Below are 12,822 nucleotides of genomic sequence, written 5' to 3'. Positions count from 1 at the left end.
GTTAACTAGTTTATAAAAGGATTAGCAGCAGTTTGTGTGGTTCCGCCTGCCATTGAAACATTTATAGTACCAAACTGTTTTGACAAATCATTAGAGTAAATAAGAGTTGTAATCGTCCACGTTCCTTTTTCTGCAGGATATCTATTATTAGCAGCAGGGAAATCTGCCTTAATATGCCATGTGCCATTTTGAATAAAGGCAGAATAGAAGGGAATAGTTGCGTTTCGGTTTATATCTAATTCACGATCATAAGAAGCCGAAATTGCGTTCAATACAAAATCTGTAGCATTAACCTGCGTATCAAAATCGTAAACCCAATCTTCGTTAGGATTAAATATCTCATAAACTTGAATGTATCCTAATGCAGCACCTGTAGGATTACTTACATCTAAAGATTTTATACGTGCGTTTCCTTCCTGAACTAAAAAAGTAGAGGTGTCTTCATCCTGTAAATTATCAATTACACCGATAGTAACACCAGTTCGTATGCGCGCATCACCTGCAACTTCGAGTTTCATTCTGGGATTTACGGTTCCTATTCCTATAGCTGTTTGTTGAGCAAATACAGGATGTAACATTGTGAAGAATAAAATAAAGAGAATTAAAAAATTAAAAGCTCTCATTTGTTGTTAATTAAGATCTAAGTAAAACTAACTAATATTTTTCAATTCATAATGAAAATCTATCGTTTAAAAGCAAATAAATACGTTTTTTAACTTTAAATAAGCATATTTAACTTGTATTATAATTACATTTGTAGGAATATTCGTTAATTTATTGATTTAAAATGAATTTTATAACCGTGTAAATTTGATTTAGTTAAACATTTAATTGAGACTTAGCAGAATTGTAAATTATGACTTTAAATTTGTACCTTTACCGAAGTTTAGATTTTTTGGCATTCCTGCTAAAGAAGTTACTTGATAACGACAGATATATAAAAAGGTAAAATAAATTACCATTCTTCATATCATACGTATCATTACCTCACAAAACAATCTAAGCTAGTATATATTCACCTAAAACAGATAATGGCTAAATCACAACAAACTTATAGCAAGACAGAAAGAGAGAAAAAGCGTATTAAAAAACGCGAAGAAAAATTAAAACGTAAAGAAGAGCGTAAAGCAAATGCAGTAGGCGGTAACTTTGAAGATATGATTGCTTATGTTGATCATAATGGAAACTTAACTGATACCCCACCAGATCCTTCATTACGAGTAGAAGTAGAATTAGAAGACATACAAATAAGTGTTCCTAAAACTACTGAAGAAGATAAGATAGCTGCTGAAGAAGCAAAATTTAGAAAAGGTAAAGTATCCTTTTTTGATCATTCTAAAGGTTTCGGATTTATTATTGATACCGAAAATCAAGAAAAATATTTTGTTCACGTAAGTGGAATTCTAGATGGCGAACTTAATGAAAATGACAAAGTTGCTTATGAATTAGAGCGCGGTCAAAAAGGTATGAATGCTGTAAGAGTTAGTAAAATTTAATTACCACCAGGTTGCAAAATGTCTATTACAGACTTTAGTATTGCAATCTTTTACCCAAAACATACACGAGCGTTGTTCTTTTAGAACAGCGCTTATTTTTTTGTAAAAATTTTGGTACTTTAAAAATTTTTCGGTTTCAGAAGGTTTACTTACCCAATCGTTTTTAGGTGGAATATAAAAAGTACATTCTTTATTTGAGAAAAAGCTTAATTGCTCTTGTGTGAAATAATTTCCTGCTATGCAGTTCTGAATTTGAGAATCACCTTGTTCTAACTGAAATTCAAATGGTGTAAATATTTGTGCTTTAAAATATACTTGTTGATCTATTTTGCGATTTATTAAGTTTAAATCCTTCAAATAGAGCTGTGTATTGATGTTTTTTAAAATAGGGAACTGATGCTGAACCAATTTATCAAGCTTATAAACTAATTGATCTTTAGCATTAGGCCCTATAAGCTTAGCACGCCAATCTCCAGCAATTTCTGGTCTGTAGAAATAAAATTTATACACCATTTCTAGATGTATCAATTTTTTCTGAATTTGGTCTTCTAATATAAAATCAAGTTCTCCCAGCGTTTGCTTGTTTGCAATAATTTGTAAATTTTTAGAATGTATTGCATAATCCTCATTTGTCAGGGCAGCGCTCATAAAAACTTCCATACGCTGGCCTAAACGTATGTTCTCGGGCATTCTAAAATTATGAGGGAGTGTTTTTGAAAAATTTTTTAATTGAAAATTTGAAAACGGAAATTCAAACGGAGTAAACAAGAGTTGACCCGTATTTAAAAATCCGTTGTATTGAAGTTGTAGCTTATTTAATTCAGGCATCAATCAAATAAGTCTGAAGAAAGATAACGATCACCGCGGTCACAAATAATAGAAACCACGATACCTTCCTCTAACTGCTCGCAAAGTCTTAGTGCTGCAACAGTTGCGCCGCCGCTGCTCATTCCGCTAAAAATACCTTCTTCTTCAGCAAGACGTTTTGCCATGATTCGGGCATCTGCTTCACTTACTTCTAGTACCTGATCAACTTTTGTGGCATCAAATATCTTAGGAAGATATTCTTGTGGCCATTTACGTATACCGGGAATGCTGGAGTCATCTGTAGGTTGTACACCTACGATTTTAATGTCTTTATTTTGTTCTTTTAAATAGGTTGAAGTGCCCATTATAGTACCTGTGGTTCCCATTGAAGAAACAAAGTGGGTTACTTTACCCTGAGTATCTTTATAAATTTCTGGTCCTGTGGTTTTATAATGTGCTTTCCAATTATCAGGATTTGCAAACTGATCGAACATATAGTAGCCTTCATTTTTCACTTTAGCTTCAGCAAAATCGCGAGCACCTTCAATACCTATTTCTTTAGGAGTTAAGATAACCTTAGTACCGTAGGCACGCATTGTTTGTACACGTTCTTTAGTAGCATTTTCGGGCATAACAATTTCTAAATGTAGGCCGTACATAGAAGCTATCATAGCAAGTGCAATGCCGGTATTGCCACTGGTAGCTTCGATAAGTTTTGTGTCTTTATTAATGTCACCCCGTTGCATAGCGCTCGTAATCATATTAAAAGCCGCTCTGTCTTTTACGCTTCCGCCGGGATTCTGACCTTCAAGTTTAAAAAGCAATTTAACCTTTGGATTTGATTGTAAAACACGAGATTCTACAAGGGGAGTATTGCCAATTAGGCGTTCAATGGAATAATTCATAATTTATTTTTGAAATACCGAATTTATTTCTTTTCGAGTTCTCTAATCAGAATTTCGGGTTTATGAGAAACTAGCGAATATGGAGGTACAGATTTAGTCAACCAGACGTTTCCACCTATTAAACTATGTTCTCCAATTATGGTCTCACCGCCCAGAATAGTTGCATTAGCATAAATGGTTACATAATTCTCAATGGTAGGATGACGTTTTACTGCTTGCAGTTCTTTAGAAACACTAAGTGCTCCTAAAGTAACCCCTTGATACAATTTAACATGATCTTTAATTACGGCGGTTTCACCAATTACGATCCCGGTAGCGTGATCCATAAAAAAATGTTCTCCTATAGTTGCACCCGGATTAATATCTACACCAGTTACCTGATGTGCATATTCTGTCATTAAGCGCGGTACAATAGGAAAACCTTTTTTATAAAGTGCGTGACTCAATCTATAGATTGCTATTGCATAAAAACCGGGGTAAGCAAGATAAACTTCTTCAATAGTTTCTGCGGCTGGGTCATTAGTATAAATCGCTTTAGCATCAAGGTTAAGTTTTCTTAGTATTTCGGGAAGTTCGCTCACATAATCATCCCAGACTTTACTGCATTTTTTATCAAGTTCCCAACAGGCAAGTTCTACAAGCTCTTCAAATAATCGCTCCAGACGATCTAAATCTTCTTCCAGATTATTAGGAAAATTGAATAACGTCGCAAATAATTCTTTTGTAAAACGCTGTGCATCTTCCTTTAATTTAAAATTAAGGTTGGCGTTTTGTTTATGCGCCCGTATTTGATTTACAATTTCTTTCTTGTTTACCATTGCTTATGTGTTACTGTCAAATTTAGAGAATACTATTTGCACAGTTTGATGTTCGTGTCAGGAATTTTCTCCTAAAATAAAAAGAAAATTCCCTTCTGGATAATAGTTTTATTTTTACAGCATGTTTAATAAAGATTATTACTACCTCCTCAAAATTCAATATCTGGGTTTTAGATACCACGGATGGCAAAAACAACCAGATCTTTTAACCATTCAACGAATGATGCAACGTACGTTACGTTATGTATTAGGTCGCAATAATTTTAAATTCATTGCGGCCGGGCGTACAGATTCTAAAGTTTCAGTAAATGAAACCTATGTTGAGTTAATTTTAAAAGAAGCACCATTAAATCTTGATACATTTTTATCTGAATTTAATGAGAACCTTCCGCAGGATATCAAATTGCTTGGTATCGAAAAAAAGGATTATGGCGTGAATATCATTCAGGCTCCAAAATTGAAGGAATATATCTACATATTTTCGTTCGGTTCAAAAAATCATCCATTTTGTGCCCCTTTTATGATAAATGTAAAAGGCAATCTTGACATAGATCTGATGCGGGAAGGTGCTTTCTTAATGCAGGGGGAGCACGATTATCGTAACTACGCCTATAAATCTACGCCAGAAACACAAACACTTATGCATATCAATTCTTCTTCAATTGAAGTAAATAACTTGTATACTGCTAATTTTTTTCCGGAGACTTCTTATGTATTTAAAGTTGTAGGGGCTGGGTTTAAAAGACATCAGGTACGCCTTATGATGGGGTCTCTTTTTGATTTAGGTAGTGGTAAAATGACTCTAGATGAATTTAAACTTAGTCTTGACGGGTCAAAACCTTTTACGCTAACGCATATAGCACAGGCATCAGGGCTAATTTTGCAAAGTGTAAAACTTTCAGAGTAATCTTCACTTAAATTAACTTAAAGTTAGGCTGTCTTAACAAAGCTTAACCCTTTTACCGTAGGCTTTAACGGCATATTAACCCGGGTTAATTGAATGCCTGTCTAAATTTGCTATGAATAATTTAATGAACCAAAAAAACATATATTATGAAAAAGGTAGCAATTTTAGCAACTAACGGATTTGAAGAAAGTGAATTAAAGTCACCTCTTGAAGCAATGAAAAAAGAAGGATTTGAAGTTCATATTATAAGTGAAGAAGCTGGTACAATCAAGGCCTGGGATACAGACCACTGGTCTAATGATTATGACGTAGATAAAACATTGAGTGAAGTTTCAGCAAAAGATTATAATGCACTGGTGTTACCGGGTGGAGTAATTAATCCTGATAAATTACGAAGAAATGAAGATGCATTAATTTTCATCAGAGATTTCTTCAAACAAAAAAAACCTGTAGCAGCAATCTGCCATGCGCCACAACTTTTAATTAGTGCAGATGTAGTAGAGGGTCGTACAATGACCTCTTTTAGCTCTATTAAAAAAGATCTGGAAAATGCTGGTGCACTATGGGTAGATCAGGAGGTTGTTGTGGATGAAGCGTTAGTTACAAGCCGTAATCCTGATGACTTACCGGCATTTAATGCAAAGGTAATTGAAGAGATTAACGAAGGTAAGCACGATTTACAACACGCTTAATTAATAGTAGCATATAGAATTTTTAAAAGTCCATCATTTTGATGGACTTTTTCTATTTTTAAATTTCCTAATCAAGCACAATGTCTAAACGCGTAAAGTTAAAAAAGCCCAAATTTCCTAAACTGCCAAAAATAAGAGGCGCTCACCGGAAAATACAAAATGACATACCGGGAACACTTACTTATACTGGTATTAAAGATCAAAAGCACGTTACTATTGAATTGATTGATTATTCTCCGGAAACACATCGTTATGAGGTTTATAATGATGTTTCCAAGGCATTTAACAAGCACGTTGCAGGAGAAATATCCTGGATTAATGTAAATGGACTGAGTCAAATAGATCAAATAGAAATATTGGGAAAGCATTATAATTTACACCCGTTAATTCTTGAAGATATAGTAGATACGCAGCAACGACCTAAAATTGATGAATATCCTGATTATTTGTTTATTGTGTTCAAAATGTTGTATTACAATGAGCAGGGCGTATTTATGAACGAGCATATAAGCCTTGTTCTAGGTGAAAATTACCTAATAACCTTTCAGGAAGCAGATGGTGATGTATTTGACTCCCTGAGGCAACGTATTGCCAACTCAAAAGGTCGTGTACGCAATGCGGGTTCAGATTATTTAATGTTTGCGATAATGGATGCCGTGGTCGATCATTATTTTACGCTTATAGAGGCAATGAGTGACCGCATAGAAGATCTTGAAGATATTTTATTTTCAAATACCGCAGATCAAGATATTACGCAGGATATTCAGGAATTAAAGCGCGAAGTACTGCGTATACGTAAAGCCGTATTTCCATTTAGGGAGGTGGTAAACAGACTTGAAAAAATAGACAGCACCTTAATTGATGAAAAAACAATCAGCTATATACGCGATCTTTATGATCATGTAACTCAAGTGACAGATAGTATAGATATCTACCGCGAGATGACCTGGGGACTTATGGATATGTATATGACAACCATTAGCAATAAAATGAATGAAGTGATGAAAGTACTTACCATAATGGCGAGTATTTTTATTCCGCTAACCTTTATGGCAGGTATTTATGGGATGAATTTTGAATATATACCCGAACTCCATTTAGAGTATGGTTATTTCTATTTGTGGGGCGCGATGGTTCTCGTGTTTCTAGGACTACTTTATTATTTTAAAAGGAAAAAGTGGTTGTAAATAATTGTAGTTAAAGTATATAAACTGTCTAATAAAACCCAGTATCTCTTACAAAAATAGCATTCAAAACTACTTCAAATGCCGTAATTTTGAGATCCTAATTACAGTTCATTACTTGAGCCTAAATTAAAATCTTCAGTTCAAAAATTTTAAAACGTAATGTCAAAAACAGTACCCGAAGCTTATTTTAATTTTCTTAAAGAATTAAAAGAAAATAACAATAAAGAGTGGATGGATGCTCACAAAAGCACGTACTTAAAACTTGAAAAAGAGTTTAAAGCATTTTGTGCTTCTACAAAGGATAGGTTAAATACATTTGATCAAATAGAACGTGCTAAAGTCTTTAGAATTAATAGAGACGTACGTTTTAGTAAAAATAAAATGCCTTATAAGACAAATCGAAGTGTTATTTTCAGTAGGGAAGGAGTGCAACGTCGAGGCAGTTATTATTTTCAAATGGCACCGGGAAATACTTTTATGGGAGGTGGTTTTTTTAGTCCGGAATCTCCAGATTTATTACGCATACGCAAAGAGTTTGAATTAGATGCAGAACCCATACGTGCAATTTTAAAGCAGCCCAATTTCAAAAAAGCATTTAACGGATTTAATACCGAAGATCAGGTAAAAACAGCTCCAAAAGGTTTTAGTAAAGAAGATCCTAATATCGACCTAATTCGCAATAAAAATTTCTTTGTGAATCATGCATTCACAAATGAAGAAGTTTTAGCCGAAGATTTTCAGGAAAATCTAATTACTCATTTCAAATTATTGCTTCCGTTTTTTGATTATATGAGTGAAGTATTAACCACAGATTTAAATGGAGAAAGCGTGTTGTAAGGTTATGGTAATCAATAGAATATTAAATTCTTAAAAACTTTGTTGATTACTTTGACTTTTTCACCTTTTATATACGTTTTTGAAGTCCTATATTAGCAAACATCCCTTCATTTTTATGGCAGAAGAAACTAAATATACCGAAGATAATATTAGATCCCTCGACTGGAAAGAGCATATACGTATGCGTCCCGGTATGTACATAGGTAAACTAGGAGACGGTTCTAGTGCAGATGACGGGATATACATTCTTCTAAAAGAGGTTTTAGACAACTCTATTGATGAGTTTGTTATGGGATCTGGTAAAACTATTGAAGTAAGTATTCAAAATAACCGGGTAATTATACGCGATTACGGTAGAGGTATTCCGTTAGGTAAAGTCGTAGATGTGGTGTCTAAAATGAATACCGGTGGTAAATACGACTCAAGAGCCTTTAAAAAATCGGTGGGTTTAAATGGTGTGGGTACAAAAGCCGTTAATGCACTATCAGAATATTTTAGAGTAGAATCTTCACGTGATGGTAAATCTGCTGCCGCAGAGTTTTCTCAGGGAAATTTAGTTAACGAGGAATTTCTGGAAGAAACATCGCGTAGAAGAGGTACTAAAATGACTTTTGTACCTGATGAAACAATCTTTAAAAATTATAAATACCGAAACGAATACGTTTCGCGTATGCTTAAAAATTATGTATATCTAAATCCTGGCTTAACAATTGTTTTTAATGGGGAAAAATTTTATTCAGAAAACGGTCTTAAAGATTTATTAGGCGATCGCATTGCAGAAAGCGACACATTATATCCTATAATTCACCTTAAAGGTGATGATATTGAAGTTGCAATGACGCACAGTCGTACGCAGTATTCAGAAGAATATCACTCTTTTGTAAATGGTCAAAATACGACTCAGGGTGGTACACATTTGGCCGCTTTTAGAGAGGCTGTAGTCAAGACTATTAGAGAATTTTACAATAAAAATTACGATGCTTCAGATATTAGAAAATCTATTGTTTCTGCGGTAAGTATTAAGGTGATGGAGCCGGTTTTTGAATCACAAACAAAAACAAAATTAGGTTCTACAGATATGGGAGGCGAGTTACCTACGGTACGTACCTACATCAATGATTTCTTAAAAACAAAACTTGATAATTATCTGCATAAGCATCCTGAAGCAGCAGATAAAATTCAACGAAAAATATTGCAGGCAGAGCGGGAACGCACTGAGCTTTCGGGAATTAGAAAACTCGCAAAAGACCGGGCTAAAAAGGCAAGCTTACACAATAAAAAACTAAGGGATTGCAGGGTACATTTAACAGATAGTAAAAAAGAACGCAATCTTGAAAGTACGTTGTTTATTACAGAGGGTGATTCTGCATCTGGTTCTATTACAAAGTCACGTGATGTAAATACGCAGGCCGTTTTTAGTTTACGCGGGAAGCCTTTAAATTCTTATAACATGAGCAAAAAAATTGTGTATGAGAATGAAGAATTTAACCTGCTTCAGGCAGCATTAAATATTGAAGAGTCTATGGAAGACCTTCGGTATAATAATATTGTAATTGCTACAGATGCAGATGTTGACGGGATGCACATACGATTGCTGCTTATTACATTCTTTCTACAGTTTTTTCCCGAGTTGATTAAAGAAGGGCATTTGTATATTTTAGAGACACCCCTTTTTAGAGTGCGTAATAAAAAGAAAACTTTCTATTGTTACAGTGAGCAGGAGCGTAGAGATGCAATAGAAGAATTAACTGGCAAACCTGAAATCACCCGATTTAAAGGTCTTGGGGAGATTTCTCCAGACGAGTTTAAACATTTTATAGGCGAGAATATACGATTAGCACCGGTAATGCTTGATGAGGCTGTATCTATTGAACAGTTACTTGAGTTTTATATGGGTAAAAATACTCCAGACCGTCAGAAATTTATAATTAATAACTTAAAAGTAGAATTAGATCCGATTTTAGAAAATTAAGAATTCTAAAGTCTAATACGATTAAATACTAAACCTTTCCGAAGGCAACAATGAGCGAAAACTACGAAGATCCTAATTTAGAAGAGCAACCCGAAGAAGTAAATGCAGGAGAGACCATCACCCGGGTAACCGGGATGTTTAAAGACTGGTTTCTTGACTATGCATCTTACGTTATTTTAGAGCGTGCTGTACCCGCGATTGAAGACGGTTTTAAACCGGTACAGCGCCGTATTATGCATTCTATGAAAGATCTGGACGATGGTCGCTATAATAAAGTAGCCAACATTGTAGGTCATACGATGCAATATCACCCACACGGTGATGCAAGTATTGCAGATGCTATGGTGCAAATGGGTCAAAAAGATTTGCTCATAGATACCCAGGGTAACTGGGGTAATACGCTTACGGGAGACAGAGCTGCAGCTTCTCGTTATATTGAAGCACGCCTTTCTAAATTTGCTTTAGAAGTCCTATTTAGTCCTAAAATTACAGATTGGCAGGCATCGTATGATGGCAGACGTAAAGAGCCTATAAATCTTCCTGTAAAATTTCCATTACTACTCGCTCAGGGTGCCGAAGGTATTGCGGTAGGATTAAGTACAAAAGTTTTACCTCATAATTTTATTGAACTCATAGACGGTTCTATAAAACATTTACAAGGAAAGAAATTTACACTATTACCAGATTTTCCTTCTGCCGGTGAAGCAGATTTTAGTGATTACCGAGATGGTAAGCGTGGCGGAAGAATACGAGTTCGCGCTAAAATTAATCAACTTGACAAGAATACTTTAGTTATTACTGAAATCCCTTTTAGTACTACAACTACTTCGTTGATTGATAGTATTTTAAAGGCAAATGATAAAGGAAAGATTAAAGTAAAGAAAATTGAAGATAACACCTCGTCTGAGGTGGAAATTTTAGTGCACTTACCACCCGGTTTATCACCAGATAAAACTATAGGTGCCTTGTTTGCATTTACAAATTGTGAAGTAGCGATATCTCCTTTAGGCTGTGTTATTGAAGACAATAAACCGCTTTTTGTAGGAGTTACACAAATGCTTCGTATTTCTACTGAACGTACTAAAGATTTATTACGCCAGGAGTTAGAAATACAACTTCAGGAATTAGAAAATCAATGGCACTACGCTTCTCTGGAGCGTATTTTTATTGAAAACAGAATCTACCGCGATATTGAAGAGCAAGAGACCTGGGAAGGTGTTCTTCAAGCAATTGATGAAGGTTTAAAGCCTCACATTGCACACCTTAAAAGACCGGTGATAGAAGAAGATCTTGTAAGACTTACCGAAATACGCATAAAACGTATTTCTAAATTTGATATAGATAAAGCCCAACAAAAGATTGAAGCTCTAGAGGGTGATATTGCTCAGGTAAAATTTCATTTAGCAAATCTTAATGATTTTGCTATAGATTATTTTAAGCGTCTTAAAAAGGAATACGGGGCTGGTAAAGAGCGTAAAACGGTTATCAGACTCTTTGATGACATAGAAGCCTCAAAAGTTATTATACGTAATACCAAGCTTTATGTAAACCGCAAAGAAGGGTTTATAGGTACTTCGCTCAAGAAAGATGAATACGTTACAGATTGTTCTGATATCGACGATGTTATTGTATTTACCAAAGATGGGAATATGATGGTTACAAAAGTAGATTCTAAAACATTTGTAGGTAAAGATATCATTCACGTAGCAGTGTATAAGAAAAAAGACAAGCGCACGATTTACAATATGATTTATAAAGATGGGCCGGGAGGTGCCACTTATGTAAAGCGTTTTAATGTGACCAGCACAACCCGTGATAAAATATACCCAATGACTAAGGGTAAAAAAGGATCTCAAGTATTGTATTTTTCTGCTAATCCTAATGGAGAGGCAGAGTTGGTTACCGTGTATTTACGATCTATAGGCAATGTAAAAAAACTCAAATTTGATCTTGATTTTTCTGATGTTCTTATCAAGGGTAGAAACGCTAACGGAAATATTGTAACTAAGCATTCGGTGCGAATTATAGATCTAAAAGAAAAAGGGATTTCAACACTTAGACCTCGTAAAATATGGTTTGATGATAGTGTAAACCGCTTAAATGTAGATGATCGTGGTGAATTGTTAGGCGAATTTAAAGGCGAAGATCGATTGTTAATTATCACTCAGGATGGTATTGCCAAAACTATTGTACCTGAGCTAACGACACGTTTTGATGATAAAATTATCATTTTAGAAAAATGGATTCCCGAAAAGCCTATATCTGCAGTTTACTGGGATGGTAACCGCGAGCGTTATTATTTAAAACGTTTTCTTATAGATAATCCTGAAAAAGAGGAAAAGTTTGTTTCTGAACACCCCAATACACAGCTAGAAATCGTCTCAACAGATTATAGACCGGTGTTAGAAATGGGATTTTATAAAGACCGTAATAAAGATCAAAAACCGAATGAGACCGTTAATGTAGAAGAATTTATTTCGGTGAAGGGAATTACTGCATTAGGTAATCAATTATACCCAGAAAAACTAAAACAATTAAATTTACTAGAGTCATTGCCTTATGAATTACCAGAACCAGAGATAGCAAATCCTGATGATTCTGAAATCGATTCATCAGAAAATTTTAATGATGATGAGGAACATGAAGGTGATTTTTCACAAGGCAGTTTATTTTAAGTTATGGGTTTAATACAGGAATTTAAAAATTTTGCTGTAAAAGGCAATATGGTAGATATTGCAATAGGTGTTATTATAGGAGCAGCCTTTCAAAATGTAATAGATGTAATTGTAAAAAAAGTAATGTTACCACCACTTTCTTTATTGACCGATGGCGTAAACTTTTCAGATAAAAAAATAGTACTTAGAGATGCAATTATAGGAACTGATGGAAAATCTATTGAAGAAGTTGCTATAGGTTATGGCGATTTAATAACGGTAATGATAGATTTTTTGATAATCTCTATTGTAGTTTTTATAGTTGTGAAAGTTATGAATTCGTTAAGGTCTAAAAGTGAAGATCATACAGATAAGACTGTAGAAACACCGAAAAATATTCAGCTTCTTACACGTTTAGGTGACTTAATAGAAGAGCAAAACAAAATCTTATCTGAAAGTAAGAATAAATTAAACTAGAGATTAAGACTCAACTATGTACTTGTATAAATTATATAGTTTCTGATAATTTATAATTAATTGTACAGAT

12 protein-coding genes are annotated in these 12,822 nt (G+C 34.4%); 8 read left to right on the top strand and 4 right to left on the bottom strand.

The window, feature by feature from the left end; genetic code table 11:
* Window positions 1-5: 5 nt before the first annotated feature.
* On the bottom strand, window positions 6-623 hold the full coding sequence (locus tag ACEN25_RS02965) for a hypothetical protein (protein WP_441801581.1): 618 nt from the start codon (window positions 621-623) through the stop codon (window positions 6-8).
* Between the two features lie 408 nt (window positions 624-1,031).
* On the opposite strand from ACEN25_RS02965, the gene ACEN25_RS02960 reads away from it, so the two are divergent.
* Window positions 1,032-1,496, top strand: coding sequence for a cold-shock protein (locus tag ACEN25_RS02960; protein WP_028375226.1), 465 nt, complete (start codon window positions 1,032-1,034; stop codon window positions 1,494-1,496).
* On the opposite strand, the gene ACEN25_RS02955 is transcribed toward ACEN25_RS02960, so the two are convergent.
* Genes ACEN25_RS02955 through epsC form a run of 3 tightly spaced genes read right to left on the bottom strand, consistent with a single transcriptional unit; the run spans window position 1,497 to window position 4,026 of the window.
* The gene (locus tag ACEN25_RS02955) at window positions 1,497-2,324 is read right to left on the bottom strand and encodes a DUF1853 family protein (RefSeq protein WP_441801580.1); all 828 of its coding nucleotides are present in this window, start codon (window positions 2,322-2,324) and stop codon (window positions 1,497-1,499) included.
* Entirely contained in the window at window positions 2,324-3,208 is an 885-nt protein-coding gene (gene cysM / locus ACEN25_RS02950; RefSeq protein WP_441801579.1) for a cysteine synthase CysM, read from the bottom strand. The genes ACEN25_RS02955 and cysM overlap by 1 nt, the downstream gene beginning before the upstream one ends.
* Before the next feature lie 23 nt (window positions 3,209-3,231).
* Entirely contained in the window at window positions 3,232-4,026 is a 795-nt protein-coding gene (gene epsC, locus ACEN25_RS02945; protein ID WP_441801578.1) for a serine O-acetyltransferase EpsC, read from the bottom strand.
* A gap of 121 nt (window positions 4,027-4,147) precedes the next feature.
* Between epsC and ACEN25_RS02940 the strand changes: the two genes are divergently transcribed.
* The 7 genes from ACEN25_RS02940 (at window position 4,148) to mscL (ending at window position 12,752) form a co-directional block, all read left to right on the top strand.
* Entirely contained in the window at window positions 4,148-4,933 is a 786-nt protein-coding gene (locus tag ACEN25_RS02940) for a tRNA pseudouridine(38-40) synthase TruA (RefSeq protein WP_441801577.1), read from the top strand.
* Between the two features lie 146 nt (window positions 4,934-5,079).
* The gene (locus tag ACEN25_RS02935; protein ID WP_051621193.1) at window positions 5,080-5,625 is read left to right on the top strand and encodes a type 1 glutamine amidotransferase domain-containing protein; all 546 of its coding nucleotides are present in this window, start codon (window positions 5,080-5,082) and stop codon (window positions 5,623-5,625) included.
* A gap of 80 nt (window positions 5,626-5,705) precedes the next feature.
* Window positions 5,706-6,812 (top strand): magnesium/cobalt transporter CorA, encoded by a 1,107-nt coding sequence (corA, locus tag ACEN25_RS02930; protein WP_441801576.1) that lies wholly within the window; start codon window positions 5,706-5,708, stop codon window positions 6,810-6,812.
* 159 nt (window positions 6,813-6,971) lie between these two features.
* Window positions 6,972-7,649, top strand: coding sequence for a DUF2461 domain-containing protein (locus ACEN25_RS02925; RefSeq protein ID WP_441801575.1), 678 nt, complete (start codon window positions 6,972-6,974; stop codon window positions 7,647-7,649).
* 115 nt (window positions 7,650-7,764) lie between these two features.
* Window positions 7,765-9,621 carry a DNA topoisomerase IV subunit B gene (locus ACEN25_RS02920; protein ID WP_441801574.1) on the top strand — a complete coding sequence of 619 codons (1,857 nt, stop codon included), beginning with the start codon at window positions 7,765-7,767 and terminating at the stop codon, window positions 9,619-9,621.
* 50 nt (window positions 9,622-9,671) lie between these two features.
* Window positions 9,672-12,296: a DNA gyrase/topoisomerase IV subunit A gene (locus ACEN25_RS02915; protein WP_441801573.1), complete on the top strand. Its 2,625-nt coding sequence runs from the start codon at window positions 9,672-9,674 to the stop codon at window positions 12,294-12,296.
* Between the two features lie 3 nt (window positions 12,297-12,299).
* Complete coding sequence (gene mscL / locus ACEN25_RS02910; RefSeq protein ID WP_441801572.1) at window positions 12,300-12,752, top strand: large conductance mechanosensitive channel protein MscL; 453 nt, start codon at window positions 12,300-12,302, stop codon at window positions 12,750-12,752.
* Window positions 12,753-12,822 lie beyond the last annotated feature (70 nt).

The sequence above is a fragment of the Leeuwenhoekiella sp. W20_SRS_FM14 genome (assembly GCF_052119605.1).
GTDB lineage: Bacteria > Bacteroidota > Bacteroidia > Flavobacteriales > Flavobacteriaceae > Leeuwenhoekiella.
This window is presented reverse-complemented; position numbering and strand designations above follow the sequence as displayed.